Origin of the sequence: uncultured Campylobacter sp. (genome assembly GCF_938017775.1) — a bacterium.
Lineage (GTDB): Bacteria > Campylobacterota > Campylobacteria > Campylobacterales > Campylobacteraceae > Campylobacter_B.
This window is the reverse complement of the sequence record NZ_CALIIU010000033.1, coordinates 1-26,958: the sequence shown is the minus strand read 5'-3', so window position 1 is coordinate 26,958 and position 26,958 is coordinate 1. Positions and strand designations below refer to the sequence as shown.

The 26,958-nt window shown below is 49.3% G+C and carries 23 protein-coding genes and 4 tRNA genes; 10 read left to right on the top strand and 17 right to left on the bottom strand.

The window, feature by feature from the left end; genetic code table 11:
* Window positions 1-23: 23 nt before the first annotated feature.
* On the bottom strand, window positions 24-1,796 hold the full coding sequence (locus tag Q0537_RS04825; RefSeq protein WP_299225555.1) for an aryl-sulfate sulfotransferase: 1,773 nt from the start codon (window positions 1,794-1,796) through the stop codon (window positions 24-26).
* Between the two features lie 188 nt (window positions 1,797-1,984).
* On the opposite strand from Q0537_RS04825, the gene Q0537_RS04820 reads away from it, so the two are divergent.
* Window positions 1,985-2,194 carry a 4-oxalocrotonate tautomerase family protein gene (locus Q0537_RS04820; RefSeq protein WP_297882796.1) on the top strand — a complete coding sequence of 70 codons (210 nt, stop codon included), beginning with the start codon at window positions 1,985-1,987 and terminating at the stop codon, window positions 2,192-2,194.
* Window positions 2,195-2,217: 23 nt separating this feature from the next.
* On the opposite strand, the gene Q0537_RS04815 is transcribed toward Q0537_RS04820, so the two are convergent.
* The 10 genes from Q0537_RS04815 to thiD form a co-directional block, all read right to left on the bottom strand.
* On the bottom strand, window positions 2,218-2,580 hold the full coding sequence (locus Q0537_RS04815; RefSeq protein ID WP_299225553.1) for a hypothetical protein: 363 nt from the start codon (window positions 2,578-2,580) through the stop codon (window positions 2,218-2,220).
* Complete coding sequence (locus Q0537_RS04810) at window positions 2,577-2,801, bottom strand: hypothetical protein (protein WP_299225551.1); 225 nt, start codon at window positions 2,799-2,801, stop codon at window positions 2,577-2,579. The genes Q0537_RS04815 and Q0537_RS04810 overlap by 4 nt, the downstream gene beginning before the upstream one ends.
* 112 nt (window positions 2,802-2,913) lie before the next feature.
* Complete coding sequence (locus tag Q0537_RS04805; protein WP_299225549.1) at window positions 2,914-3,672, bottom strand: SDR family NAD(P)-dependent oxidoreductase; 759 nt, start codon at window positions 3,670-3,672, stop codon at window positions 2,914-2,916.
* Between the two features lie 109 nt (window positions 3,673-3,781).
* A complete protein-coding gene (locus tag Q0537_RS04800; RefSeq protein WP_299225547.1) occupies window positions 3,782-4,264 on the bottom strand; it encodes a flavin reductase in 483 nt (160 codons plus the stop codon).
* Complete coding sequence (locus Q0537_RS04795; RefSeq protein ID WP_299225545.1) at window positions 4,236-4,358, bottom strand: hypothetical protein; 123 nt, start codon at window positions 4,356-4,358, stop codon at window positions 4,236-4,238. Before Q0537_RS04795 ends, Q0537_RS04800 begins: the two co-directional genes overlap by 29 nt.
* Before the next feature lie 176 nt (window positions 4,359-4,534).
* Window positions 4,535-5,008, bottom strand: coding sequence for a hypothetical protein (locus tag Q0537_RS04790; protein ID WP_299225543.1), 474 nt, complete (start codon window positions 5,006-5,008; stop codon window positions 4,535-4,537).
* A gap of 21 nt (window positions 5,009-5,029) precedes the next feature.
* Window positions 5,030-6,613, bottom strand: coding sequence for a tannase/feruloyl esterase family alpha/beta hydrolase (locus Q0537_RS04785; RefSeq protein ID WP_299225541.1), 1,584 nt, complete (start codon window positions 6,611-6,613; stop codon window positions 5,030-5,032).
* 109 nt (window positions 6,614-6,722) lie between these two features.
* Window positions 6,723-6,944, bottom strand: a complete 222-nt coding sequence (locus tag Q0537_RS04780; protein WP_299225639.1) for a hypothetical protein — start codon at window positions 6,942-6,944, stop codon at window positions 6,723-6,725.
* A 92-nt stretch (window positions 6,945-7,036) separates the two neighbouring features.
* The gene (locus tag Q0537_RS04775; protein ID WP_366811278.1) at window positions 7,037-8,140 is read right to left on the bottom strand and encodes an MFS transporter; all 1,104 of its coding nucleotides are present in this window, start codon (window positions 8,138-8,140) and stop codon (window positions 7,037-7,039) included.
* Between the two features lie 634 nt (window positions 8,141-8,774).
* Window positions 8,775-9,890, bottom strand: a complete 1,116-nt coding sequence (gene thiD / locus Q0537_RS04770) for a bifunctional hydroxymethylpyrimidine kinase/phosphomethylpyrimidine kinase (protein ID WP_299225539.1) — start codon at window positions 9,888-9,890, stop codon at window positions 8,775-8,777.
* A 174-nt stretch (window positions 9,891-10,064) separates the two neighbouring features.
* On the opposite strand from thiD, the gene Q0537_RS04765 reads away from it, so the two are divergent.
* The 9 genes from Q0537_RS04765 (at window position 10,065) to Q0537_RS04725 (ending at window position 19,605) form a co-directional block, all read left to right on the top strand.
* On the top strand, window positions 10,065-11,192 hold the full coding sequence (locus Q0537_RS04765) for an efflux RND transporter periplasmic adaptor subunit (protein ID WP_299225537.1): 1,128 nt from the start codon (window positions 10,065-10,067) through the stop codon (window positions 11,190-11,192).
* Window positions 11,192-14,350, top strand: a complete 3,159-nt coding sequence (locus Q0537_RS04760; protein WP_299225535.1) for a multidrug efflux RND transporter permease subunit — start codon at window positions 11,192-11,194, stop codon at window positions 14,348-14,350. The genes Q0537_RS04765 and Q0537_RS04760 overlap by 1 nt, the downstream gene beginning before the upstream one ends.
* Complete coding sequence (locus Q0537_RS04755) at window positions 14,337-15,794, top strand: efflux transporter outer membrane subunit (protein ID WP_299225533.1); 1,458 nt, start codon at window positions 14,337-14,339, stop codon at window positions 15,792-15,794. Before Q0537_RS04760 ends, Q0537_RS04755 begins: the two co-directional genes overlap by 14 nt.
* Window positions 15,795-16,212: 418 nt before the next feature.
* Window positions 16,213-16,300 (top strand) — tRNA-Ser (locus tag Q0537_RS04750).
* A gap of 231 nt (window positions 16,301-16,531) precedes the next feature.
* Window positions 16,532-17,485: a Dyp-type peroxidase gene (locus Q0537_RS04745; protein ID WP_299225531.1), complete on the top strand. Its 954-nt coding sequence runs from the start codon at window positions 16,532-16,534 to the stop codon at window positions 17,483-17,485.
* Between the two features lie 32 nt (window positions 17,486-17,517).
* Window positions 17,518-18,063, top strand: a complete 546-nt coding sequence (locus Q0537_RS04740) for a hypothetical protein (RefSeq protein ID WP_299225529.1) — start codon at window positions 17,518-17,520, stop codon at window positions 18,061-18,063.
* Between the two features lie 32 nt (window positions 18,064-18,095).
* Window positions 18,096-18,428: a hypothetical protein gene (locus Q0537_RS04735; RefSeq protein ID WP_299225527.1), complete on the top strand. Its 333-nt coding sequence runs from the start codon at window positions 18,096-18,098 to the stop codon at window positions 18,426-18,428.
* A gap of 97 nt (window positions 18,429-18,525) precedes the next feature.
* The gene (locus Q0537_RS04730) at window positions 18,526-18,816 is read left to right on the top strand and encodes a hypothetical protein (RefSeq protein WP_299225525.1); all 291 of its coding nucleotides are present in this window, start codon (window positions 18,526-18,528) and stop codon (window positions 18,814-18,816) included.
* 372 nt (window positions 18,817-19,188) lie between these two features.
* Window positions 19,189-19,605 (top strand): hypothetical protein, encoded by a 417-nt coding sequence (locus Q0537_RS04725; protein ID WP_299225523.1) that lies wholly within the window; start codon window positions 19,189-19,191, stop codon window positions 19,603-19,605.
* Between the two features lie 245 nt (window positions 19,606-19,850).
* On the opposite strand, the gene Q0537_RS04720 is transcribed toward Q0537_RS04725, so the two are convergent.
* The 6 genes from Q0537_RS04720 to Q0537_RS04695 form a co-directional block, all read right to left on the bottom strand.
* Window positions 19,851-22,577 (bottom strand): TonB-dependent receptor plug domain-containing protein, encoded by a 2,727-nt coding sequence (locus Q0537_RS04720; protein WP_299225521.1) that lies wholly within the window; start codon window positions 22,575-22,577, stop codon window positions 19,851-19,853.
* Window positions 22,578-22,907: 330 nt separating this feature from the next.
* Window positions 22,908-25,649 (bottom strand): M16 family metallopeptidase, encoded by a 2,742-nt coding sequence (locus Q0537_RS04715; RefSeq protein ID WP_299225519.1) that lies wholly within the window; start codon window positions 25,647-25,649, stop codon window positions 22,908-22,910.
* Between the two features lie 729 nt (window positions 25,650-26,378).
* Window positions 26,379-26,466, bottom strand: a tRNA-Ser gene (locus Q0537_RS04710).
* Between the two features lie 58 nt (window positions 26,467-26,524).
* A complete protein-coding gene (locus Q0537_RS04705) occupies window positions 26,525-26,680 on the bottom strand; it encodes a hypothetical protein (RefSeq protein ID WP_177387338.1) in 156 nt (51 codons plus the stop codon).
* A gap of 20 nt (window positions 26,681-26,700) precedes the next feature.
* Window positions 26,701-26,774: transfer RNA gene (locus Q0537_RS04700), tRNA-Cys, on the bottom strand.
* Window positions 26,775-26,790: 16 nt separating this feature from the next.
* Window positions 26,791-26,877 (bottom strand) — tRNA-Leu (locus Q0537_RS04695).
* Window positions 26,878-26,958 lie beyond the last annotated feature (81 nt).

Below are 26,958 nucleotides of genomic sequence, written 5' to 3'. Positions count from 1 at the left end.
AAACTAAACCAGAAAGGTTAAATTTAATACTCAAAGATATTCGGATCGATCACCAGCGCGCGGTAAGCTACGTCGTCTCTAGACGCCGACTCCACGTCCATCTCAAATTTGACGTCATTTGTCTTCGGATCGATCTCCACGAGCACCATTTTGATCGTCTTATCGGGCTTTAGCAGATAGACGTTAGAGCTTGAGATGAAGTACGTGCTTTTATCCTTTTGCCACTCCACGTTGCTAGTAACCGCGCTATAGAAGTCAAATCCGCGCTCCTTGCCAAACTCCCATGTTTGCTCGACGGTACCCTTTTTCTCGTCAATCTTGTACTCGACCGCGCGTGAGTATTTTTGCTCTTTTAGCGCAGGCTGCTCCATGCCGCGGCCGTCGCCGTTGTCAAATACGCTGATGTGCTTAACTGGGCCCTTGTTGTCGTAGCGCGGAGTTAGCCATGCGGTGTGCTGCGTCCACGACCAGTCGAAGTCGCCCTCGCATTTTGAGTTTTCACATTTGATTTTATTGCCGTTTTTATCCACTGGTACTAGCACTTTTTCCTTAAAGTCCGCGCTCCAGCCCTCAGGCGATGCGAGGATCCATTTTACCTTTTTGTCGCGGCCGATCTTAACTATGCCTTGGTGGCGGAGCGAGAGGATGATGCCGTCGTCGCTAGGATCGTGCGAGATCGAGTTTACGTGCGCCCAGTTGCGTCCCGTGCCGGTCGAGGTCACGTCGCCGAAAGGCAGATCGTCGCTGATTTTGATCTCTTTGGCGTCCATATCGATATTTAGGCACACGGCGCGAGCGTCAAGAGCCTTAATGAGGCTGCTGCGATAAACGTTTTTGCCGAAAATTTCATTCAGATCCCACTCGTCCACGACCTTGCCGCTACCGTCCACTTCGATGATGTGATCTCTGATCGTGTGCGAAATTCTGCCGTCAGGATGATGGTAGTTATATTTGGCAACGCGAAGCAGCAGATGATCGCCTTTTAGCGGCATAACTTCGTGGCTAAGATCGATGTAGCCGCGCGGCAGCTCGCGATTATACACCTCCTTGCCCATCATATCGTAGCGCATATATCGCTGCGCCATACCCCAGCTCAGATCGCCGTTTGGCAGCTGATGAAAGCCCATCATCATGCCGCCGTCCATAACCCTGCGCTCGCTGCGGTCGTAAAATTTCTGATAATCTAGATACCATCTAACCTCGCCCTGCGTATCGACGACGAAATTTTCGGTGAAATCATTCCAGCTAGCAGCACCGCCGTTTTTCCAATCAAGCGGCTTATGAACGCTCGTGATGGTGTTGTTGATGAGATAGAGCCTATTTTTAAACGCAGGATCGACCTTTTTGACCTTCATCTTTTGCATATGGCTAAATCTATAATCACGGCTATAAGTCACGATCGGCTGAGCGTAAATTTTATACTTTTCGACCTTCTTTTCGCCGTTAAAAACGTAGCTCACTTCGACCTCGTTTAGATAGTCCGGATACAGCCCCCAGATCGGCACGCCGTCGTGCGTCAGCAGCGCATGCTCGGAGACATTATAGGCGATGTCGATGCCGCCGCCCGGTTTACCCAGCACCCGCACGTGGATATCCTTGATGTCCTTGCCGGCGCGATCAATGACGGCGGTCAGAGGCGCCACGTCGTATGGGTTGATAAACACCGAGCCAAGCTCGCCTTGGGTTTTTACCTGATGCGCCAAAACGCCCGCACTCGCAGTCTGCGGCACCGCTATAAACGCGCCGCTCGCCAAGGCTGCAGCCAAAACGATAGAACCGAAAAAATTCTTACGCATATTCGCTCCTTTTGGGTAAATTTATTGAATTTTACTACTACCAAGTCACATAATAATCATACTAGCTTTAAATCAAATTTAAAGTTAAATTTAAATACATCTACTTAAATTTTAGAACGCAAACGAGACGGGTAACAGTCTAAAATTTGATATAATTAGCCCTGCTTTATCAAATTTAAGGAGAGAAAATGCCATTCGTAAATATAAAAGTAGCCGCTCCAGAGCCTACAAAAGAGCAAAAAAAGCAAATCATCGCCGAGATTACGGACACGCTAGCGCGCGTATTAGGCAAAGACCCAGCCGCAATACTCGTGATGATCGAAACGCTCAGTATGGACAGCATCGGTAAAAGCGGTCTAAGTCTTGAGGAGATCAAACAAAATAAAGAGAAAAAATGAGCGAATTTTTATAGGATTTTGCGCTAAAAATCACGCTCGCAGCGGGCGATACTTGCGCCGCTAAGCGGTCTAAATTTACCGAACGCACAGGCAGGCAGCAGTTTAAAAACCGCCGCCGCAAGCCGTTCTATCGGGCGAGCATCCGACCTCTCGCCCAAGATTAACGGTGGACGGACGATCTGAAGACTCTCAAAACCAAGCTCGCTCACGCGCCGCTCAATACGTCCTTTGGCGCGCAGATAAAAGCTTGGCGAACCTTCGCTCGCACCCGGAGCTGATACGAGCACGAAGCGCCGTACGCCCGCTGCTTTGCCCCACTTCGCCACCGCATAGACGTAGTCCACATCCACGCGCAAAAACGCCTCGCACGAACCCGCCTGCTTCATCGTCGTGCCCAGCGCGCAAAAATTTCGTCAAATTTATGCGGCACGATATCCGAGATACCCTCAAAATCAATGATCCGCGCGCGAAGCTTAGGGTGGCAAAAGCCTATCTCGCGGCGCACCCACGCCTCTACCTCATCGTAACCCGGGCTCTCGCAAAGCTCGCGCACCAGCTCCCTGCCTACGACGCCCGTAGCGCCCAGCACTAAGGCGGATTTTCCCATTTTCACTCCCTGAATTTCTTTAAATTTTAACGCGCTTTGCAGTCAAATTTAGCTCCGGCGCTACGTTACTCAAAATTTTACGCTTCGTCGCGCGGCGCGTAATGCATAAATTTTAGCGTTTACCTGCATAGTCAAATCGCGGGGCTTGTAAGCTAAACTCAAAGCTGTTTCGATCCACCGCACCCACGCACGCGTCGCTATCGTAAAGCGCGAGCAGGAATTCCGCCATCTCCTCGCTCGAGTGATAGCGCTTAAAAGCCGCGTCGTAGTCGTAGCCCGCGTCATCCGTCGCCACGGGACCAAATTCCGTCCTAGTCGCGGCGGGCGCTAGAACTTTAGCCTGCATTTTAGCCTCTTTATCCTGCGCCAGCTCGTAGTGCAAGCCCTCCGTAAAGGCGCTTACGAAAAACTTGCTCGCGCAGTAGGTGACGGCGTTTGGCACCATGCTGTAGCCACCCGCGGAGGAGATATTGATGAGCTGGGCGGGTTTATGCTTGTAATCGCGCACGAAGAGGTGGCTTAGCAGCGCAAGCGAAATGATGTTGAGACGTAACATCTGCGAAATTTTGGATAGATCACGCTCGCCGACCGCGCCGTAATCTCCAAAACCCGCATTGTTTATGAGCGCCTTTATCTCGTAGCTTTTTAGCTCGTCCCAAAGCGCTAGGACGTTCTCGCTGCACGCAAGGTCGCAAATTTTAATGACTACATCCGATTTGGGCGCGATCTGCGCGATCTCGTCCTTTAAGCTTTGCAGCAGCTCCACTCTGCGCGCGATTAGGATCAAATTTTCTCCGCGCCTCGCAAATGCCTTTGCCGCGGCCGCTCCGATACCCGAACTTGCGCCTGTGATGACGATATATCTTTTCATTTTTTATCCTTTTTTAGATTCTTTAGTTTGAAATTTTACCGAAGCTAGCCGCGTATTTACGCGTGCGCTCGTCTTAAATTTACAAATTTGCCAGCATTTTGCGAGCGGTTTATTCCTCGCTTATGGGCGTGCGCTTAGTATCTACCGCTTTGCTGTCCAGATAATACCGACCGCCGGCGACGTAGTGAAGCGTTTTTAGCTCGTCAGGGATCTTTTCAAACAGCCAGCGTCCGCCGTCAAAGATCCTCTCGTCCGCATACGCCGCGACGATCTCGCCGATGAAAAGATCATAGCTCTGCTCGTTATGAGGCTCGGGGATACGCTTGCAAACTAGCCATGCGGCGCAGCCCGCGATCAGCGGCACGTCGAACTCCTCTTTATAAAAAATTTCCACGTTTTTCATCTTGTCCGCGTTATCAAAGCGCGAGTTGTTCTCGGCGCCCAGCTCGCTAACTAGCTCCGCCTGCGCGGCCGTAGGGATCTGCACGGCGAAATACCCGCTCTTTTCGATGAGCGTCCCCGCGCATGAGCCGTTGTGCGGCACGATGGTAACCTTGTCGTAGTCAAGCGCTTGCGCCCACGTTATCGCCATCGCATTGACATCGCCATTGTATTTGACCGATACGAGCGTAGTCGCGCCTGGATTTGGGATATGATTTTTGTAGATCTACTTTTATGATCGCCATTTTTTGCTCCTTTGATTAAATTTCATCGGCGGCAGATACCGCAAATAACCGAATGCTTGGTATCAACTTGCCCTTAAATTTAAGCCTTAAGCCCTACTAGATCGGCTAAACCTTGGCGCGCTTGGATTAAATTTCTCCGCGGCGCGCGAAATTTGGCGGGTTTAAAATTTCACCCGCTATTTTCTGCGGATCTTATAGCCCTTGCCGCTTTTTGTTTTTAGCAGCGAAATTTTTCCGTCCTTCGAGACGTAGTAGCCACCCTTAACTTTGCTTAAAATTTCGCTCTGCGGCAAGCTCGCCCAAAAAATTTCTACCCTGCTTTTATCCGCGGAAAATATCCCGTAGATCGCGAGCGTAGCGTTATCGGGGTCGTGCAGCCTCACGTCTGCGACATCGAAAACCTGCACGCAGCCATTCTTAATCTTTGAAAAGCTCTGCCCTGCGGCTACCAAGCAGCCGTGCTCGTCCATGCCGCCGCCTACCATCGGTCCCTGCACGGCGGGCACCTTGCAGACGCCCTCGCTCGTGCCACAGTCCGCAGCCGCGCTTTCGCTTCTCTTATCCGCCTCCTTGCCTATCTTTGCATCGTGCGCCGCGCAGCCGCACAAAAGCGCCGCCGCAAAGGCCGCGATTAAAATTTTACCTCTCATCTTTACTCCTTTAAATAAATTTTATCTGCACTCAAAGCTACTCGCGCTATTTTCGTCGCCGCCTACGTAGGTAGCCACTTTTGGATACGCGCAAATCGGGATCTGCTTACCCGCGCGGCTCGTGCTTTTGCCTAGCAGGCTAGATGGAGCCGTTCCCTGCTCGCGCCACGCTTCAAGCGCGCTTAGCGGATCGACGTCATCGATGCCGTTACCGCCGCCGCAGTGATTCATCCCAGGCAAGGCAAAAAATCGCGCAAATTCGTCCGCATTCGCGTTCGTTTCCACTAGCTTTTTATACCAATCGCGCTGATCCATCGCCGAAAATACGGGATCGGAAACGCCCGTTACGATGATGAGTTTACCGCCGTTAGAGCGGAAGCTATCAAGCTTGGTCGAAATCGCATCGTTTATCGCCGCGGTCTCGAACGTTCGCTCTACGTCCTTATCAAAATCAAAGCTCATCAGATCAAACTCCGGTTGCGGCGGCGTCAAGAAATAATAATTCATCGAACCCTTTGAGAGTACGATATTTCTAGCATTTGGCTCTGCCGTTTGCGAGTCGCCAAGCTTCCACATGCGCCAGCCGGGCTGATTTACCCCCGCGTCGTAAAACCAGCCGCTGTAAATTTGCTCGCCCTTGCTGTTTTTTGCGCCGTCAAATATTGCCTTTATCGCAGAAATTTTATCTTTGGGCAGATCAAGTCCGCTGGGATCGAACTCGCAACGCTCCCAAGCGCCGATAATGCCGTCTTTTAGGCCGTCTAGCGCATCGCATTTATCTAAAACCGCCATGCTTAGCTTATCCAAATCCTCCTGCGTAAGGGCGTTTGCGAAAACTTTATCCCCAGCGGCGTTTTTAGGCGCGATCTTCATAAGCTGCCGGTTGTCCCATTGCTCCGCGATCGCCGCGCGCGAAAGCCTAAAACCCGGATTTGCCGCGATTACGCCGTCAAATTCCAGTGGATACCTCTGCGCCGCCATCAGAGCCGAGCGCCCGCCGTTTGAGCAGCCCATAAAATAGCTGTGCGCGGGCGCTTTTTTATATGCCGCGAAAACCAGCTGCTTTGAGACGCTCGCGACCTTGCCGATGGCCTGATAGGCATAGTTTAACCGCGCCTGCTGCTCAAGTCCGAACTCGGGCGTAGGCGTAGGGTGTCCCGAATCGGTCGTGACGACCGCATAGCCCCTCATAAGCGCGGGCGTTGCAGTGCTAGTGCGGATAGGCACGGCGCCGAGAGCCGGCGCTACGAAGCCGTCCAAACCGCCTCCGCCCTGAAATAGCAGCTTGCCGTTCCAATCGCCTGGCAAGCGCAGCTCAAATTTTATGCCGTAATGCTTGCCGTCCGAGCCCGTGCGGGAGGCTATCTCGCCGTGAATTATGCAGTGAGGCGCGGCTTTTAGCGTCTTTTTGGCTCCGCCGGTTAGCGCAGACATCCTATCGGCGCCGATTTCGCCGCTTTGATTCCAGATCGCTTCGCTAATCTTTGTATCGTAAATTTTTGCGCCCTTTAGCGCCGCACAAGCCTGCTCGTCAAAATCGCTCGCAAGCGCTCCCTGTAAGCCCAGAGCAGCCGTAAAGGTTGCAACTAAAATTTTATATTTCATTGCCGCTCCTTTTGAAATTTTATTAATCATAATTCTAACATAAAAATTTATCGTGAATTTCAAGCGTATTTGAGAAATTATGGAATTCCTAGCGGAGCCATGCGGAATTTCAAATTTTAATTAAAAGGACGAAGTACTTTGGCGATCCGCAGAATCTGGCTCGTCGGTTAAGCGGTTTCGTGGATCGCGACGAAATACTTCGATCGCCCAAAACCAAACCACGTGCCCAAAAAAATCCCGAAACGAACTCATACCACGGAAGCTGAAAAAGCGGTGGTGTAAGTCCTAAAAGCGGCAGCGTGATGCAATGCACTGCGATATTTACGACGATACCGAATGCAGCGCCCTGAAATAGCGTAATTTTAGGAAATTTCTCGGTAGCGAAGTGTGCTTAATTTTAAATTTTGCTATTGTTGCGGAGCATTAAATTTCACGCGTGCCCTTAAAGCTTGCACGGTAAAAAATCAGCAGCGCGGCGGCTAACGCGGCAAAGCCGCAAAATAGCCCTTGGTAGCTTAAATATTCAAGTGCCTTGCCACCTACGGCAGTACCGATGCCGCCTCCGAAAAATATCGCCGTGCCTATGATCCCGGAGGATAGACCTTTGGCGGAGCCACAACGAAGTGCCGCGCTTGCTAGGACGGACTGTGCGCAAACATAGCCAAATCCCAGCAAAAACGTCCCTACATATGCAGTGGCAGCAAAGCAACTCGCCAAAAGGCACAGCGCAGAAGTGGACGCCAAAAAGCCGAGGGATAGAATTTCTTTTGGCGGCAACTTCTCTTTTAAATATCTAGCAGCGTTTCCTGCCAAAAAGCAAGCGACGCCGTAAAGCATAAGGCAGGCTCCGGCAAAATTTGAACTCAAGCCCAGCTTTTTAAGCAGATAAGCGCCTATGAATGAATACGCCCCAAGCACGATTACGCCGTTACATAAAGCCAAAAAATAGCTTCTCAAAAGCGCAGCATCGCCGCGCAAGCTAGCTAGGGATTTTACGAAACTTTCGCCTCCGCTTTTCGGAGCGTCTTTGAAATTTAGCGTAAATAGTGATACGAAAGATACCGCAGACAGCGCAGAAAAGGCTAAAAATATCTCCCTCCAAGAAAATCTAGCCACCGCCCATCCGCCTAAAGCCGCACTCAGCCCCTGCCCTAAAAATACCGAGCCTAGAAATATCGCTACGATTTTTTGTCTATCCTTATCGTCATATGCATCGCCTATAACGCCGAGGCAGACGGCGATTATACCCGCTGCCGCGCATCCCGTGCAAAAACGAAATAAAACAAGCCACGCTAGACTTTTTGCAGTGGAGCAAAGAAGCGTAAATATCGCCAAAAAGAGCATTAGCAGAATTAAAATTTTACCTCTACCGTAGCGATCGCTAAGATGTCCGTATACCGGCTGAAGTAAGCCATAGGGGATCAGATATGCCGTCAAAACTGCGGAGGCGGCGCTTACCTGCACCCCAAACGTATCTGCGATGCTAGGCAGCAGTAGCGATGCGATCCAGTTATCTGCGGCAGAGATTATCCCTGAGGCGATGATTAAGAGTAGTAGTCCTTTTTTTGCAGTGCATTTTAAATTCCTAAATTTACGTAATTTTAGCCATTATAACTCTTTTGCTAGAAAATTTGGAATTTTAGCAAGCCCTGCGAATATGAGGCGGCGGACATAGATCGCTAAGTTCGCAACGGGGACACAATGCCGCGGCAAGTATAGCGCAACGGTCGGCATACAATGATGCATCTACCTTGAAGGGGCGAAGGCAGGTAGTAACGTGAGCAGTGAGTGCATGACTAGCTTATATTTATAATCCACTTTTTTCGCGTATAAAGACCTATAAGAAATAACGCAAATTTAACAATGCCACGAAGCAGGGCTATAGCATAAGGCAAATAAGGAAAGCCCTAACTTGCAACGCGAACCCTACAATAAAATTCAAAAATTCTTTAAAATTCTACGCGGATTATGATGCCTAAAAATCAACTAAAATTTTAAGTGCGCATATCCCCGTAGCGCACGCTTTTTAGCCGCGCAATCCCGCCGTTTATCACAAGTCGCGACGAGCCATTCGGACGATCTCGTGCCGCTAGGTTAAATTTAATAGCAGCGGAATTTTGAAATTTTACGAATGCAGGGATTTCAATGAGCGCTTGAAATTTTAATCCGGGGCGATGATTTTGATTTCATTCGCGCAAGATCCGCCAAAGTCCGCGCCGAAGGGATCTTGGACCGTGAAATAATGATCTATCGCGCCGCATCCGTGCCCGATCTGCTCACCCCAGCCAAGCGCCCTACGCACGAAGCCTTTGGCATGGGCAACGGCTGCAGGCAGACTAAGCCCCGCCGCCAGCGCGCACGCGATCGCGCTTGAGAGCGTGCAGCCCGTGCCGTGGGTGTTACGCGTAGAAATTTTAGGCGCGGAAAACTCATAAAATTTGCCGTTTTCGTACAAAATATCAACCGCTAAATTTCTCGAATCCTCGCCCTCGCTGCTTAGTTTAAAGCCGTCATCTAAAGGCGCTGCGGATAAATTTTGTTCAAAAGAGGGCTCCGCGCTCGCAGTTAAATTTTTGCATTCGCTAGTAAAATTTTCACTCGTGAAATTTGCGCGCTCTGTTAAACCCGCAGAATTTTTGAGCGCCCCGTTTTCGCTCGTCTTGCGCCCAAAAGCTTTAAAATTTCGCGCTGTATTCATTTCCGCCGTATCCGCATCCACCGCGCCGCAAGCCACGCTCGCAGCTGTCAGATCGCCGCCTTTTATCAAAATCGCGCCGCCGAAAAACTGCGAAATTTTAACCGCTGCGGCGCGCATATCGGCTAAGCTTAAAATTTTCATCTCCGCCAAAACCTCGGCCTCGCGCACGTTGGGCGTGATGATCTCCGCAGTGGGGGCGAGCTCGTATTTTAGCGCATGCAGCGCGCTTTGTTTCATCAAAACTCCGCCGCTAGTAGCGACCATCACGGGATCTAAGACGACGTTTTTCGCGCCGTGCCTGCTCAGGCTTTTTGCGATAGCCTCGGCAACCCTCTCATTGGAGACCATTCCGATTTTAACGGCGTCCGGAAAGATGTCGCTAAAAATCGCATCGAGCTGCGCCTCTACAAAATCTGGCGGAACGTCCAGCACGCCGAATACGCCGCGCGAATTTTGCGCCGTAAGCGCCGTAATAGCGCTCATTGCAAACATCTTATGCGCGCTGATCGTCTTGATATCGGCTTGGATGCCCGCGCCGCCGCCGCTGTCCGAACCCGCGATAGTAAGAATTTTTCTCATAAAAAGCCTTTAAAATTTTAGCGCGATTATATCGAAATTCCGCTATAATTCCACTCGGTAGATTATTTTACGGGCTAAATTTAAGTTTTCTTTATGTAGTTTTTATTATAATCTACGTTCGTTTCGTAATAACTATTACAAATACAAAATTTTAACCCAATTAGAGGAAATTACATGAAAAAAGTCGCCAGTTTGATTTTCGCAGCGTTTTTAGTTTCGGGCTGCTCCTATTTCGAAAAAAAGGAAGATAAAGGCGCGAAGCAAGGCGGTGAGACGCCTGCGCTGCCGGTAGGCGTATTTACGGCAAAATCCGCCGACGTGCCGATAATTTTAAAATTTAACGGGCAGACCGTAAGCGAGCTTGAGATAATGCTAAAGCCGCAGGTTTCGGGCACTATCGAAAAGCAGCTTTTCGAGCCGGGTCACAGCGTTAAAAAGGGCGACGTACTCTACGAGATCGACCGCTCGCGCTACCAAGCGGCATTTGACAGCGCAAACGCTAATCTGCAAAACGCCTCGGCGGACTACAAAAGAGCTAAAGCGCTAAAAGCTAGCAACACGATCTCTCAAAAGGACTTTGACACCGCAAAAGCCGCGTTTATGGTAGCCGAAGCAAATTTTAAAAGCGCAAAGATCGATCTTGACCACTCGCTTGTGACCGCGCCTTTTGACGGCATGGCGGGCGATACGCAAAAGGACGTGGGCGCGTACGTAAACGTGGGCGAGGATCTGGTGCGCCTTAGCAAATTTGATCCGATCGACGTGGAATTCGGCATCGCGGACGTCGATAGACTGGAGCTTGATGCAAATTTAAAAAACGGGCAGTGGAAGCAGCTGGGACGTCAGGTAAGCATAAATCTCGGCGGCAAGGACTACAATGGCACGCTAAGCTTCATCGATAGCGTCATCAATACAAACACAGCGTCAGTCAGCGCCAAAGCTCAAATTCCAAATCCAAACTTAGAAATTCGCCCTGGAATTTTTACTAAAGTAAGCGTCGATGGCTTTTATCAGAAAAACGGCTTTAAAATTCCTCAAGTTGCGCTCAAGCAAGATCTTAGCAACACCATAGTCTACGTCGTGCAAGACGGCAAGGTCGCTAAAAAGGTGGTCAAAATCGCGGCGCAAGATACCCGCACGGCGACGATCTCAAGCGGGCTGCAGGACGGCGATCAGATCATTTTAGATAATTTTAAAAAGATCAACGTGGGCTCCAAGGTCACTCCCGTACCCGCGAGCACCAATCCTTACGTAGCGGGACAGCCTGAAGCATCTCAGAGCAATGCGGAAAGCGGGAAATAATGTTTTCTAAATTTTTCATCAACCGCCCCGTTTTTGCCTGCGTCGTTTCGATCATCATCGTAATCGCGGGCGTTTTGGCTCTTAAAAATTCCTCGGTCGAGGAGTATCCGCAACTCACGCCGCCGCAAATCGTCGTTAGCGCTACATATAGCGGCGCGGATGCACAGACGATAGCCGACGTCGTCGCAGCCCCTCTTGAAAACGCAATCAATGGCGTTGAAAATATGATCTATATGGAAAGCTCAGCAAGCTCCTCGGGCTCTGTTAGTATCAACATATATTTTCAAATCGGCACAAATCCAGCAGATGCGAAAGTCAATGTAAACAACCGCGTCACGCCAGCTCTTACGCTACTTCCCGACGAAGTGCGTAGGTACGGCGTAACCGTCACCGAGCGTAGCAGTACGATGCTCGAAGTGCTTGCGTTTTACGATCCTAGCGAACAGATGGATGTCGTAGAGATGCAAAACTACGTAGCTATCAACGTCGTAGATGAGCTAAAGCGCGTGCCAGGCGTCGGAGACGCTCAAGCATTGGGTACGAAAGACTATGCTATGAGGATCTGGGTTAAGCCTGAGCTACTTAAGAAATTTAACGTTACGACCGCCGAGATAATCGCCGCAATAAGCGAACAAAATAGCCAATATGCCGCAGGAAAGATGGGCGAGCAGCCGATGAACTTAGGCAATCCCTACGTATATGCGATCAAGCCTGAGGGTCGTTTAAAAACCGTCGAAGAGTTTGAAAATATCATCATACGCGCGCAAAAAGATGGAAATTTCTTGCGAGTAAAAGATGTCGCCGATGTCAAACTCGGTGGCGCAAGCTACAATATCTCGGCGAAATTTAACGGTAAAGAGATGGTGCCTGTGCTTATCTTCATGCAAAGTGGTGCCAACGCCCTAGCCGTAGTTGAAGCGGTAAATAAGCGCATAGACGAGCTTAAACCAAATTTCCCAGGCGAGCTGACCTACGACGTCGCCTACGATACGACGAGCTTCGTAAAAGTATCGATCGAAGAGGTCATTCATACTTTCATTGAAGCGTTAATCCTCGTCATCATCGTTATGTATATGTTCTTAGGGAACCTTAGAGCGACGATCATTCCGACGCTTGCTGCGCCCGTATCGATCTGCGGCGCGTTTATCGGAATTTATGCCTTCGGATTTTCAATAAATTTAATCACTCTTTTCGCGCTTATTTTAGCTATCGGCATCGTCGTGGACGACGCCATTATCGTGATCGAAAACGTAGAGAGAATTCTGCACGAGGAGCCGCAGTTAAGCGTCAAAGAAGCCACTACGAAAGCGATGGGCGAGATCGTAGCACCCGTCATCTCTATCGTACTCGTGCTTTCGGCAGTTTTCGTGCCGGTTGCGTTTATGGAGGGCTTCACCGGAGTTATGCAGAGACAATTTGCCCTAACGCTCGTAGCTTCGGTGTGTTTTTCAGGTTTTGTAGCCCTTACGCTAACGCCCGCACTTTGCGCCCTGATCTTGCAAAAAAAGGAATCCGAGCCGTTTTTCTTCGTAAGATGGTTTAACAATCTTTTCGGCGTCTCGACTAAAATTTACGCCGCAGGCGTCGGCATGGTTCTGCGCCACGTGCTAATCAGCCTCGTTTTTGTAGGCATCATCATCTATGCGATGATAGAGCTTCTTAAACTTACCCCTACCGGTCTGGTGCCTAACGAGGACAAGGGCTCGATTATGGCGATGACTACGCTTCCGTCGGCATCTACTCTGCCTAGGACGGAAGCCGATCAAAATTTCATCGCAAGTATCGCCAAAAAGCATCCGAACGTAAAAGACATAACCCAAATCGCGGGATACGATATGCTAGCCGGAGCGCTCAGAGAAAACGGCGGAGCATTTTTCATAAAGCTAAAAGACTGGAAAGAGCGCCCGGGCGATGAAAATTCCAACTTCGCCATAGCCGCCGCTCTAAACGGCGAACTCTACGGCGCAGATCGCAACTCGATGACCTACGTCGTTACGCCGCCGCCTATCATGGGTCTTTCACTTACGGGCGGATTTGAGCTCTACGCGCAAAGCACGACGGGTAAAAGCTACGATGAAATTCGCGCCGATATGGACCGCGTAACCGCCAAAGCCAATCAACATCCCGCTTTAAAGCTCGTGCGAACTACGCTGGATACCGATTTCCCGCAGTATAAGCTCTATATCGATAAAGAGAAGATAAAGATGCTAGGCGTTAAGATAGCCGACATTTTCACCGTGCTAAATTCTACCATCGGGCAGTATTATATCAACGACTTTAACCTCTTGGGCCGCACGTTTAAGGTATATATCCGCGCTACGCAAGACTACAGAGACGATCCTAACGATCTAAAATCTCTCTACGTCCGCAGCGCTAGCGGCGATCTGATCCCGCTAAATTCTTTAGTTAGGCTTGAGCGCTCTTTGGGCCCCGATTCCGTTAATAGATTTAACGCCTTTCCGGCCGCGCTAATTATGGGCGAGCCAAATACGGGCTACACTTCTGGCCAGGCGATCGCCGCGATCCAAGAGGTTATAAAAGAGGAGCTTCCTAGCGGATATTCGATCGGCTGGTCGGGCTCCGCGTATCAAGAGGTCAGCGAGACGGGCAAGGGCGCGCAGGCATTCGTATTCGGAATGATCTTCGTGTTTCTGATCCTGGCGGCTCAATACGAAAGGTGGCTCATGCCGCTTGCCGTGCTTACCGCCGTGCCGTTTTCGGTATTCGGAGCGCTCGTGTTTACATATTTCCGCGGGCTGAATAACGACATATATTTTCAGATCGGTTTGCTGCTTCTAATCGGTCTGGCGGCGAAAAACGCGATTTTGATCGTGGAATTTGCGATGAATGAGCACCTAAACAACCACCGCCCTATCGCGGAAGCCGCCGTCGAGGCCGCCAAGATGAGATTCCGTCCTATCGTCATGACGAGCCTTGCGTTCGGCCTGGGCGTGCTTCCGATGGTTATCGCTACCGGCGCTGGCGCTGCTAGCCGCCACGCGCTAGGAACGGGCGTCGTAGGCGGAATGCTCGCGGCATCTACAATCGCGATCTTTTTCGTGCCGCTGTTTTTCTACCTGCTTGAAAGCTTCAACGCTTGGCTTGATAGACGCGGCAAAAAAGTCCAAACTAACGAGGTGAACGATGAAAATAAATAACGCTCTTTTAAGCGCCTTGACGATTGGAATTTTACTCTGCGGCTGCAACTTCAAGCCTGTTACGCCGCAAAAGCAGACCGGCTTTAAGGCGGATTACGCGAGCACGAATGTTAGCACGCAGTGGTGGAAAAGCTTCAACGATCCGCAGCTAAACGCCCTGATCCAAAGCGCGCTGGAGCAAAATTCCGACCTGCAAACCGCGCTGAATAACGTCGAGTACGCACGCGTAAATTTAGGACTAAGCAAGCTTGAATACCTGCCGAACGTAAATTTAAGCGGCAGTGCGGTGCGCCAAAATAATTTCGGCAACCAGCCCGATCGCAACTCTCACGGCGCGTATCAGATCGGCGCCGTGCTAAGCTACGAGATCGATCTTTGGGGGCGCGTGCGCAATAGCGTGGATTCAGCGCGATCGCGATTTAATGCGACGAAATACGACTACGAAACCGCCAAAAACACGATTACTAGCACGGTTGCGACGACCTATTTTACGCTACTAGCGTTAAAGCAGCAGGAGAAAATTTTAAAAGATAGCCTAAAAAGCTATCAAGATACGCAAAACTACCGCAAAAAGCAGCTCGATGCGGGCGCGGTTAGCGAGATCGTATTTTATCAAGCCAAAGCTGCGGTGCAAAGCGCCGAGGCAAGCCTCATAAGCGTGCAAAATCAGCTCTCTGCGGCGCAGACCTCGCTAAATATCCTAACAGGCAAGAGCTACGATGAAATTTTACGCGGCACGGCGCAGACCGCCGCGAAAATGCCTAGCGCTCCGCAGATCCCAAGCGGAATCCCAAGCGATGTGATCCTGCACCGCCCGGACGTCGCAAGCTCGCTCGAAAATCTGCGCGCAAGCAACTTCTTAGTGGGCGTCGCCAAGGCGGGCTACTTCCCTACCTTCTCGCTTACGGGCTCGGCAGGATATGCAAGCGGCGAGTTTGACAGGCTGTTTACAGCAAGCGCAAGCACGTGGAATATAGGCGGCTCGCTCGTAGGACCGCTGCTTGACTTCGGCCGCCAAAAAAGGCGCGTAGAGCTTGCAAATCTGGATCAAAACGCAAGCTTCATCGCATACGACAAGGCGCTTAAAACCGCTTTCGGCGACGTTCGCGACGCGCTTGTAGGCGTGCAAAACGCCAAATTAAGGCAAGCAAGCCTCACCGATCTCGTCGCTTCGCAGAGCAAAATTTATTCAAACGCCTCAAGCAGGTATCAGGCGGGCTACAGCGACCATCTGGAGTTTTTGGATTCACAGCGAAACCTGCTTAGCGCGCAGCTAAATAAAGTGCAGGCAGATCTTGACGTGCTAAGCGCGACGGTAAACGCCTACAAGGCGCTCGGCGGCGGCTTTAGCATAGAAGATAGCGAAATAAAGGCGCTTATCGGCGCCGAGCAGGACGTGCAGCCCGATATGTCCACCTTCCCGAAGGATAGAATTTTTAATTAGCTTTATAAATTTACGGGCAGCGCGAAATTTTAAAATACCCGTAAATTTAAAGCGCAGCTCGGCTTTTACGGCGCAAGCGGATCGTTTAAAAAATCTGCTTGCGCTTTTTAAATTTAGCCCTGCGGCGGGCGGCAAATCCAAATTTCAAAGATAATCTAAATTTTAAAATGGCCGCAGCAAGGTAAAATCGCCGCTCGACCAGAAAACACAAAGCGGCCTGGCTTAGCGACGTGATAGAATTTAAAGCAGCACGGCGGAATTCTAATCGCTGCAGAAAAATTCCAAGTAGCGCGATAGAATTTCAAACGCTGCGGCGAAATTCCAAGCGTCGCGTTTTAAATTTAAAGGCGAGCGGTTGCGCGCCGAAAAGGAATTTGGCAAAATTTTAGATTTTCGCTATAATCGCGACTTTTAATTTAGATGGGTGTCCGAGCGGTTGAAGGAGCACGCCTGGAACGCGTGTAAAGTGCAAGCTTTCGAGGGTTCGAATCCCTTCCCATCTGCCATGATCTTAAAATTTCATCCCCGCAAAACTCTAAAATTTCGCTTTTCAACTCGGCGCAAATTTTATAAATTTAAAGCCAAAATTCCACCCTCGCCGTAAATCCTACGATCAAAGACAAAATTTCCTCCGCCGAAAATCAAACCCGAAAGCCACCTAAATTCTATCTCTGCGCCCGCTATTTACCGATATTGCGCTAAAATTCCTTTTAAATTTTACTTTAAAGGAGAGAAAAATGAGTGAAGAAAAAAGTTGCGCCTGTGCGCATGCCAAATCCCAAAACGTAACCGACGCGCCCGGCAACAACACCGTATTTATGATCTGGCGCTTTGGTGCGGGCAAGACCGCCTGCAAAAAGGCTTTTGAGAGTCTTTGCGCTCTGGTGATAAATTTAAACAAAACCGCCGTTACGAGATTCGGCGCGGCTAGCGAGACGAGCTGCGTGCTCGGCGTGGGCTTTGAGGCATGGAAAATGCTCGGCTTGCCGAAGCCTTTGCCGAAAGAGCTAAAAAATTTTGAAGAGATTAGAGGTGACAAGCACGCTGCGCCCGCTACTGGAGGCGATATCCATATCCACATCAGAGCCGCAAATCAAGCCGTTTGCTACGATATGGCAAGCGAGATCAGAGCCGCGCTGAAGGATGTCGCGACGTGCGAGGAGGAGATCTGCGGCTTTAAATACTACGACGGGCGCGCTATCATCGGCTTTGTGGACGGCACCGAAAATCCGCAAGGCGCAGATCGCGACTTTTTTGCTAAGGTAGACGACGAGGATGCCGTATACAAGGGCGGCAGCTATCTTTTCGTGCAAAAATATATCCACGATATGAGCGCATGGAACGCCGCGGGCGTCGCCGAGCAGGAGCGCGTCATCGGACGTAGCAAACAAAACGACATCGAGATGAGCGAGGAGATAAAACCTAGCAACTCGCACTCCGCCGCAGCCAACGTCGGCGACGATAAAAAGGTCGTGCGCGACAATATGCCGTTTATGCAGGGCGGCGAGACGGGAACCTACTTCATCGCCTACGCAAGCACCTTTAGCACGCTGGAGTTAATGCTTGAGAGCATGTTTATCGGCCGCCCGCGAGGCAACTACGACCGCCTACTGGATTTCAGCACCGCAAAGACGGGCGCGCTGTTTTTCGCTCCGACCTTCGATATGCTTGAGGCTTACGATGCGGGCTAAATTTAAAGTGCTTTAAAATTTAAAGACGCGCGATGTTTTGCGATCTAAGCCCGTATCAGAGCAGACGCTGTAAAGAGATCATAGAAAATAGAGCCGTAAACAGCGAAAATATCAGTGGCTTACTGGAGTTTATAAGTGCAAAATTTAAGGTTCGTCCTATCAGCGCGTTTTACGGCGCGGGCAAGAACTCGGCGTGGCTTAAGATCGTGCTTCGCTTCGATAAAGACGCCGCAAAAATCACCGATAAAAAGTGCATCGAGCGCTATCTCGCCCGCACGCCGCTTTTCGAGAAACTAAACGGGCTAAGGAATTTTTATATCTCGATCGAGTCCTTCGAGTCGCAGATCCGCACCGATCTGATCCAAGGCGCCGTAGAGGAGCTGCTGCGAAACCGAAGCGAGCTTTTAGCGCCGCTTAAAATTTGGTATATCGCAGCGGTGTCCGACGCGCCCGTAGTTTTTTTATTTCACGAGACAAGACGCGGCACGCCACGAAGGGGGCGGAAAGATAGAGCGGCTGATAAGAAATTTTATAGAGAAAGCGCAAGACGCCAAATACCTGAGTCACATGAAATTTAAGCTATATTTTGACAGCAAGGAGTTCGTGGATCTTGAGTGCGGCGGAAATTTGTTCTATTATTTTAAATAAAATTTTGCAAAGGAGCGAAAATGGATGCGAAGCTTTACAGAAGGTAACGCGGCTCTCGCGAGGGCTTGAGGAGGGTGGCGTGCAGAGCCTAAAAGCAGCAGTAGAGGGCGAAAGCGACGAGGTTAGCAAGACGCAAGCTCGCGTGATCTTAGGCGAATACTTCGTGATGAAGGGCGAGCCCGCGCAGGCCAGGGAGCATCTAGGCCCGTGGCGCAAGACGCCGAGCGACTGCGAGATCAATATGACGATCTGCTGGACGATGAAATTTGCAGAGCCAATATGCTTTTGGATATGATCGAGCGCTTCGAGTTTTTGGCGGAGTAAAACCGCTCGCGATATGCGGCGGCACAGTAAGCGTCGCGGCGGCGATAAAATTTTAAGATCGGAGCGAAATGCCAGACTACTCATTTGAAACCATAGAGCAAATGCTGCTAAAATGCGTAGCCGAGGGTGGCGAGCCAGAGCTCGGATTTCGCCTACGCGGCGCAGAGTATATGATCATCGCCTATGTGGATCGCTGCTCGTTTCAAAGGTGCGCGGACGAAGCGGGCGCAAACGCAAGCGGCGAACGGTATTTCGCCACGCTGCGAGAGCTCTGCGGCGCGCCGCAGATAGACGGGTGCTCGCTAAAAGAACTCTGGAGCGAGACGGATGATTTTTACTGCTTTGATTTCGAGCTGTGAGGTCTCGAAATTTCATGCGGCGATGCGGCAAGCGTACGCGGTGCCGATACGCGGCGCGGACGAATTTTAACGAAATAAAATTTTGAAAGGACGCAAACAGGCTCTGCTTGGGATGGCCTCGCTAAAGCGTGCGGCGCGAACGGCAAATTTAGCGCCGCAAAACGCTCGAGCCGCTAGCGATAAAATTTTAAAACGAGAGTAAATTTAATGAAAAATTTTAACGATGAGCCACGGAGGTCGCAGCAGCCTGAACAAAACGGCGCCGAGCGCCGAAATCCGCCGTAATTTGATAATAACCCCCTCATCGTCAAAGACTACAACATCGTGGTATTCTTTATTTATAACCTATTCTTCGCCCCCTTGGTGGTACCGGTGTTTCTATATATAGGGGATATTTTTCCATACTATACGCCGTTTATTCCTGTAGTATTCGCCGTCGTGTCCTATCTCAACAGCGCCCATACGCGCTTTGTTCATTTGACGAATAGGAGCATCCACTACGTCAATAAAGGCAAAATCACGAAATCTATAAAATTTGATGAGATATCGCTCATAAAGCTCACCGCCACGCCACTATTCGGACATATCGTGCCCGCTAGAAATTCCGCAGGTATTGTGTTTTCGTTCATCGTGATAGCCGTCGCGTTTGCCGGATTTTTACAAAGCCTTAGAGGATTTATAATTTTTATGATGAGCGAAACGGACTTTGAAAGAGTTTGCCGCTACATGCTGAAAGAGCGGCAGATCAGCCCGTCAAAATTTCAAAAGCAGTTTGTGATATTTCAATGAAAGAGCCTATTAAGCGATATCGGCGTTAAATTTAAAAAGTCGTTTCGACTCCTTAAATTGATTGCAAGTTAAATTTGGGCGTAAATTTTATAATTTCGCATACGCTAAAATTTTACAGCGCGGTACGAAATTTTAAGGAGCGTGGCGTGAAATTTGAAATTCCGCAAAATGCCGTAAATTTCAGAAAATTTCACAAAATTTTGCGGAGCCCTGAAATTTGAAAAGCTCCGCAAATTTAGCTCACGCTACCACCGAATGCCCGCTTCCAGCCAAAACTGCCTGCCCGCCTCATAGACTAGATCGAGCGAGGTGTCGCTGCTAAGTCTTGCTTTGTTGCGCTTATTTAGGACGTTGTAAATGTCTAAATTCGTAAAAAATTCCACCTCGCCCGCCATCTTTTTAGCGTATCCGATGCGCGCATCCCAGCTGTAGCTTTTGCCGAGATTTACCTTTTCGTATTTATCGTATCTAGCAGGATACTTGCCCGCAGGCGTCCTGCCGGTGCGAGCGATCGCTTCTTGCGAGCCTTTAAACGAGAGGAAGTTATTCACGCTGATACCGTAGCTTGGAATTTTCGTGATGATGTTTAGGCTCGCAGTCCAAGGCCTAGCATAGTCCTGCGCCGGAAGCTCCGATAACCTCATCAGCCTGCCGTCGTATTCGACAATCTTTTCATCTTCGAGCGTTTCTCTATCAAGCGATATGTCATAAAGGGTGTTGTTCGTTTTCATCTTGATGTGCTCAAAGCCCAGCTCAAAGCCATTTAGCGTACCGAAGGCCTCATAATCATCAATCGTTTTAACGCCGAAGGTTAAAATTTTATTTTCGCTTCTGCCGTCATTAGTAAAGGTTTGATAGTTGTTTTGGTAGTTCGGATTCGGCGCTAGACCTAGATCTCTTCGCGTAGATTTGATGATCTGATCCCTGCCCTTGCGGCTTACATATTTGCCGAAAAACTCGAAATTCCCGAGCTTTTGCTTTGCCCCGAATACCAGCTCATCCTCATAAGGCACCTTTAGCTCATTAAATTTAGTTAGAGACGGGTCTTTTGGCAGTTGCGTCCAGTTTTGCGTATAGGCATTGCGTGGACGCGTGTAGGTAGTGGCAAGACCCTCTCGACCTTCTCTTAATTTATAGGTAAAGAGATTGCGTCCGTAGTAGCGGTTTGCGCCGAAGCTAAGAATCGAATCGCCGTCGCCAAAAATATCGTAGTAGCTGTTAAATCTCGGCGCCGCAGTCGTTTGCTTCATATAATCATCCCTATTTAGTCTTACGCCCGGTCGCAAAGTAAGATCACCGATTTTTATCTCATCCTCCAGATAAACCGCCAAGCTCTTCATATCTACCTTAGTATTGCCCTTGTAATAGCTTTTTCGCGTAAAAAACTGACCGCTTCTACCACGCCTCGCAAAAGAATCATCTATAGAGCAGAGCTCGTCATTCGGATCGCAATCATGTACGCCCGCAGGTAGCGGTGCTATTCCGCCAGCGGTCATAAATTCTTTTCTTACGTTAAATTTAGCCTCTTGCTTTTTAAACTCAAAGCCCGTGATAAATCTATGCTTGCTGCCGCCGAGATCAAATTCGTTAAACTCCAGATCTCCGTTGTATGAAAAGCTCTTTTGCGTCTGATCGAGATCCCCAAAGCCGCCCTCTATCGCCGAAGCATCGTAAATTTTACTACCCCAATTCTTTACGTTTGAGTATTGCCAAGCCCTGTAGTATTCATTCTCCGCATCGCGAGAGCTCTCGAGCTTGCTGTAGGATAAAATTTGATTGAACCTAGCGAAATCGCCATCGTAGTCGGCTTTAAGCGCTAAATTTAAACCTCCCGATTTCATATCTGCGTATGAATCCTTGATATGGTCGTTAAACATCTTGTTTCGCTCGGGCGCGTAGGTTACGCTAGGCGTGATAGTTAGGCGGTCGGTCGCATACCAGAGCGCTTTTAGGAAGTAGTTGTCAATATTTCGCCTCTGAACTCGCTCGGTGATGGTCGTATCGGCGTTGTATCTTCTGTCGTAGGCCTTGAGCGGAATTTTACTTCTAGTGTTGGTGTAGCCGAACATCAAGCCCAGATCCTCTGTAACGGTGCCCTCTAAATTTAACCTCGTGATCCACTTATCAAATCTCGGCTGATTTAGTGGCGTAGCGGAGTTTTCAAAGCTCTGTTCATCGCCGTAGATATGGTATCTAGTCCAACTATCCTCGGTGTGCTGCATCGAAAACTTGCCGTGAAAGCCCGCGCGCGGATCTCGCGTCTTAGCCTCCACTACGCCGCCGGTAAATCCGCCGTATTTTGCCGAGACGCCGCTATCGTGCACCTCGACGCTTCGTAAAAAATCGCTATCGATCGCCATACCTTGCGAGACGGAATTCATCGTATCAAACGCCGAGAAGCGCGTAGGATTGCCGCCGGGGTTTCTAGCGGGATCGAGATCGTTATTCATATTCGCGCCGTCGAGCATAAAGTTATTTTGCCAATACTTCGCGCCGTTGATACTGATGTTTGCGGGGCTGATCTCGCCGAGCGTCGTGCTCTGGCGATTTGTGGAGCTGAATTGCACGTTTGGATTGGTGCGCAAAAGCTGCACGAAGTCGCCGTTGCCGCTAGGCATTGACTCGATCATCGTCCTGCTTATCTTTTGCGTACCGCCGTAGCTATCGCCGACGCTCGTCAGGCTAGAGTCGATGTTGCCGACGACGACTATTTCAGGGAATTTATAACTATTTATCGTCGCAGCGGAGCTCTGCGCGCCTGGGTTTTCTTTGGTAGAAACGCTCCTTGTTGCGTTATTTCCAGACGAATCCTGCGCGATGCTTAGACCGCAAAGGCACGCCGCGACTATTAAGGAGCGTGCAAGCCCCCCCCCGCAGCGATTTTGAGTAAATTTCTCGCCTTTTACGGAAGCGGAATAATTGCGGCCTGCGCCGCTTTTACATGGCTTACAGGCCCAAAAACCGACAATCATTTTTTCTCCTTTTTTGAAAATAAAAATTAAGACTGAGGAAATTTAGCCAATAATATTTTAAATTTCAATAAAAGTGATAACAATTATACGACTTATGCAAACAATAGAAAAAATGTAACAAAATAGCGGTATATCGGCGAGATAAATCTATTCCAAAATAAAATTTATCTAAAATCTATGCGCGATGCAGATAGATTTAATTGAGCTTTATTCTTGAGTTCGTTTTTAAATTGTATAAATTTACGAAGCCGAAATTTGCCGTGCAAGCGCCGTTAAATTTAAACGCGCTTAGTAAATTTTCCCGAGTAAAATTTAAAGACGCCGAGCCCGTTAAAATTTCGGCGCATTTATCCTCACGGTTTCATCGGTGTCAAAAATATATGTCTGCGCCGCCTCCGCGATATCCTTCGGCGAGATGGAATTTATGATCTTTTCAAAGGTCTTAAAATCGGCGATCTCCTCATTCCAAAGCGCGTATTTTACGAGCGCGTCATTCCAAAACTCGGGGCTTTCGCGAGCGATGCGAGCCATGATGATCTGAGATTTTTTAAAATTTTCAAGATGTCGCGCTACGTCCGATCCGCCGCCTGCGATCTCTGCAAAAATTTCTCTAATTGCGGATAAAATTTGATCCGTATTTTGCGGCGCGCAGGAAAACGAAATATGAAGGCTAGAGTGCTCATACGGGATGCGGCTTAGGCTCGAAGCGACCGAAAAGCCGTAAGTACGCCCCTCGTCCTCTCTGATGCGCTCTCTAAGGGCCTCCTGAAGCACCGAAGCTAGAGCGGAAATTTTAATTGCGTTTTCAAGCGAGTGCGGAGCGGATCTGTTTATCGCGGTAAGCGCAACGTCGCTTCTAGGGGAGTTTTGATAGTTGCGCATAAAGACATGCCGTCCGCTTAAGCTGCGAATTCCATCGTCTTTAAAATCCTCGCGCTCATTGCGAGCAGGCAGGTTCGCCAGATATTTTTTTATGAGGGCTTCGGCGTCTTTTAACTCAAAATCGCCGCTAAGCACGAAAGTGTAGGAAGCGGCGTTGCTAAATTTATCATAGACGATCTTTTTTAACTCTTCCGCGTTAAGCGCTTTGATCTGCGCGGCGCTTAGCGGGCGCATTCGCGCATTGCCGCCGTAAAAAAACTCGCTAAATTCCCTGCTAAATTTATACCCGGGCAGCTTTTCGTTTCGCCCAAGCTCATCGAGCGATTTTATCTTTAAATTTTGCAGCGCTTTCTCGTCCGTGCGCGGAGAGCTAAGCTCTAAGTTTATCGCTTCCAGCAGCCATTTTAGATCCTGCGAGCCGCAGCTTCCGTAAAATCCGTGAGAGAATGCGGAGATATTTTTGCGGTAATTCACCTGCCGCCCGCTTAAAATTTGCGAAATTTCATAATTGTTAAACTCGCCCGCGCCGCTTTCGTTTGCAAGCATTGCGGCAAAACTGCCGAGCCCCGGGTGCGCCAGATTGGACATCCCGCCCCTGCTTACCGCAGCGAACGAGATGAAATCCTTGCGCGTCTTAAGCGGCTTTAAGATCACGGTCGCGTTATTTTCAAGCAGGTAGGTATAAAATTTAAATCTCGGCTCAAAGCTTTTGCTTAAAATTTTGCCCTCCGGCAGGCTTTTAGAAACCAAGCTATCCGGTAGCTTTTTATGCGCGGCATGCGTATTTATCGCCTTAGCGCCGCTTTGCAGCTTCTTAAATTTAGCCTCATCCAGATTATATCCTGAGCCGCTAAAGACGCTTGCGTGCACCTCGCTTAGATCCGTAAGGCGCCTAAATTCTAAATTTAGCTCCTCTAGGCTGATCTCGCGCAGCAATTTTACCTCCAAATCACGCTGTTTTGCGGCGCTAGGCAGAACGGCTCCCGATTTTACGGCATGAAGAATCTCTCTTGCAAAAAACGCGGAATTCGCGCTTTTTTTGCGTTCGAAGGTGCTGTGCCGCGAGCTGATCAAGGCATCCTTCGCAAGGGCGAAATCGCGCGCATCAAAGCCGCTATCTCGCAGGCCTTTGATTAGCCCAAGCGCCTGCGAGATCGCGCCGTCAAAGTCTCCGCCCAAAACGGCGACGTCGAAGTTATAGATCGTTTTTTGAAACTGCAAATTCGATCTGGAAAAATTAACTCGCAGCAGCGCGCCTTCGCTAGCCTTCGCTCGCTCGTAAATCGTAGAAATAAGGCTTGAGATAAGCTCACTTTTTAAAATTTTTCTTGCATTCGCCTCGCTATTTGGTGACGCAAATTCCTCCCAAAATGAAATTTTGACGGAATTTAGCGACATTTCATTCGTATCGTAATTGTAAATTTTCAAACCCTGTCTCGGTGGAATGCCCATATCCGGGCGGGCGTAGGAGTTTGTATTTTTAAGAGGCGAAAAATTTTGCTCTAGCAGTTTTAAAATTTTATCCCTTTTAAAATCGCCCACGGCTATAAATTTCATAGATCTGGGCTGGTAAATTTTTTGATAAAGCTCCTTGATCCGCTGCGCGCTTACGGATTTTACGACCGCCATATCGCCGATCGGCGCACGATCAAAATACGCGCTGCCGCCGTAAAGCTCCTCATCCATCCGCTCGTAAAGCCTCGCGATCGGCGTATCGCGGCTGCGCGCCTCCTCGATTATGACGCCTCTTTCTTTTACGAGCTCTAGCGGATTAAACTCCACTCCGTCCGCAATCGAAGCAAAAATTTTAAAAACGTCCTTTAAATTTTCTTCGCTAACGGCGATGTTAAGCGTGTAGATCGTGCTGTCGTAGCCCGTCTGCGCATTTACGTCGGCGCCGAATTTCACGCCCAGACTCTGCAGCTTTTTGATAAGCTCGTTTTTACTAAAATCGCGGCTTCCGTTAAAAGACATATGTTCTATGAAATGCGCAAGCCCGCGCTCATTAGGGCTCTCATCGATCGAGCCCGCATCCACGATGAGATAAAAAACGGCGGAATTTTTAGGCACGGAATTTTCTAAAATATAGTATCTAAGTCCGTTTGGCAGCGATCCTCGCAGGACGGCTTCGTCCCACTCAAGCGCAAAAGCTCCCGCACAAAGCAGTAAAAATAGTAAAATTTTTCGCATTTAAGCCCTTTATTTTCTAGTAAAATTCGCTTGCAGATATTTTTGCAGACTCTTCTCTTTCGGCTTATCAATCTGCCTGCCTGCGCCATTTTTTGGATTTGCTCGCTTCGACTCGTTAGCCTGCGATATCTCTTAGATCCGCCTACTTTTAACCCGCCTGCTCGCTGCGCTAGTCCCGGTCTGATCGCGAGCGTATCGGTTCTAGGCTTGCGCTGTGCGGCTTCTATCGTTTATTTTATCGCGGAAGTCTGCAGGCACATTTGATCTTGATCTACACATCCGCGCGGCGACACGGCAGTACGGCGGGCGCGCTCGCGCAAGATAAATTTTGAAATTTACTTGGACTCTGGCTAAATTTAAAAAGCGCAGGTCGGTAAATTTTAAAATTTTACGCCGAGCGCGGCGGACTGCTAAGCTTTGAAATTTCATGGCTAAATTTCGCAATTATCTTTCACAGTCGCTTTTATGTCCAGACGGACAAACATTTAAATTTGACATCGCCCTATTCTCGCTACGCGCTGTTTTAGCACGTATCGATCAAACAAGCCACTGACGCGCAATCTTGACTTATTCGCCACATGCCATTCTGGCTTTCCGCCTATAAACACACCGCCCCGAACTGCCGTTTGCTACAGGATAAAATTTTAGCCTAAAGAGCATTAAATGAAAATTAGTATAAATAAAATGTAAAATTTTGAAGTTAAAATGGAATTTCGGATTAGATTAAAATGGCCGGGAGATAGGGATTCGAACCCCAGGAGGCTTTCACCTCAACGGTTTTCAAGACCGCCGCTTTCGACCGCTCAGCCATCTCCCGATTAAGGGCGGGTAGACCCCGCCGAAAGTTCGCGCAGATCAAGACCCGCACGTGCAATTTATTCGGTTTTTTCTCCGACCCACTCGGCGCCGTTGTGAACCTTTTCTTTGGTCCATTGAGCCGCGTTGTGCGAATCCTCTTTTACGCCGTGCCAAGTATTAGAGCACCCGCTAAAAACCATCAATGCCAAAAGAGCCGCTAGTATGTATCTCATAATAACTCCTTTTTAGGATCTGGAGGCGACACCCGGATTCGAACCGGGGATCAAAGCTTTGCAGGCTCATGCCTTACCACTTGGCTATGTCGCCACGCCGGCTTATTAGGTGGTGCCCGGAGCCGGACTTGAACCGGCACGGAAAAAATTCCGAGGGATTTTAAGTCCCTTGCGTCTACCGATTCCGCCATCCGGGCACGTTTAATACAAAACAGAATGTAAAATGGAGCGGGAAACGAGAGTCGAACTCGCGACATCAACCATGGCAAGGTTGCGCT

Excerpts from the sequence above, each read along its gene's own strand:
- Q0537_RS04825 (WP_299225555.1), bottom strand. The coding sequence starts at position 1,796 with ATGCGTAAGAATTTTTTCGGTTCTATCGTTTTGGCTGCAGCCTTGGCG.
- Q0537_RS04820 (WP_297882796.1), top strand. The coding sequence starts at position 1,985 with ATGCCATTCGTAAATATAAAAGTAGCCGCTCCAGAGCCTACAAAAGAG.
- Q0537_RS04815 (WP_299225553.1), bottom strand. The coding sequence starts at position 2,580 with ATGAAGCAGGCGGGTTCGTGCGAGGCGTTTTTGCGCGTGGATGTGGAC.
- Q0537_RS04810 (WP_299225551.1), bottom strand. The coding sequence starts at position 2,801 with ATGGGAAAATCCGCCTTAGTGCTGGGCGCTACGGGCGTCGTAGGCAGG.
- Q0537_RS04805 (WP_299225549.1), bottom strand. The coding sequence starts at position 3,672 with ATGAAAAGATATATCGTCATCACAGGCGCAAGTTCGGGTATCGGAGCG.
- Q0537_RS04800 (WP_299225547.1), bottom strand. The coding sequence starts at position 4,264 with ATGGCGATAACGTGGGCGCAAGCGCTTGACTACGACAAGGTTACCATC.
- Q0537_RS04795 (WP_299225545.1), bottom strand. The coding sequence starts at position 4,358 with ATGGCGATCATAAAAGTAGATCTACAAAAATCATATCCCAAATCCAGG.
- Q0537_RS04790 (WP_299225543.1), bottom strand. The coding sequence starts at position 5,008 with ATGAGAGGTAAAATTTTAATCGCGGCCTTTGCGGCGGCGCTTTTGTGC.
- Q0537_RS04785 (WP_299225541.1), bottom strand. The coding sequence starts at position 6,613 with ATGAAATATAAAATTTTAGTTGCAACCTTTACGGCTGCTCTGGGCTTA.
- thiD (WP_299225539.1), bottom strand. The coding sequence starts at position 9,890 with ATGAGAAAAATTCTTACTATCGCGGGTTCGGACAGCGGCGGCGGCGCG.
- Q0537_RS04765 (WP_299225537.1), top strand. The coding sequence starts at position 10,065 with ATGAAAAAAGTCGCCAGTTTGATTTTCGCAGCGTTTTTAGTTTCGGGC.
- Q0537_RS04760 (WP_299225535.1), top strand. The coding sequence starts at position 11,192 with ATGTTTTCTAAATTTTTCATCAACCGCCCCGTTTTTGCCTGCGTCGTT.
- Q0537_RS04755 (WP_299225533.1), top strand. The coding sequence starts at position 14,337 with ATGAAAATAAATAACGCTCTTTTAAGCGCCTTGACGATTGGAATTTTA.
- Q0537_RS04745 (WP_299225531.1), top strand. The coding sequence starts at position 16,532 with ATGAGTGAAGAAAAAAGTTGCGCCTGTGCGCATGCCAAATCCCAAAAC.
- Q0537_RS04740 (WP_299225529.1), top strand. The coding sequence starts at position 17,518 with ATGTTTTGCGATCTAAGCCCGTATCAGAGCAGACGCTGTAAAGAGATC.
- Q0537_RS04730 (WP_299225525.1), top strand. The coding sequence starts at position 18,526 with ATGCCAGACTACTCATTTGAAACCATAGAGCAAATGCTGCTAAAATGC.
- Q0537_RS04720 (WP_299225521.1), bottom strand. The coding sequence starts at position 22,577 with ATGATTGTCGGTTTTTGGGCCTGTAAGCCATGTAAAAGCGGCGCAGGC.
- Q0537_RS04715 (WP_299225519.1), bottom strand. The coding sequence starts at position 25,649 with ATGCGAAAAATTTTACTATTTTTACTGCTTTGTGCGGGAGCTTTTGCG.
- Q0537_RS04705 (WP_177387338.1), bottom strand. The coding sequence starts at position 26,680 with ATGAGATACATACTAGCGGCTCTTTTGGCATTGATGGTTTTTAGCGGG.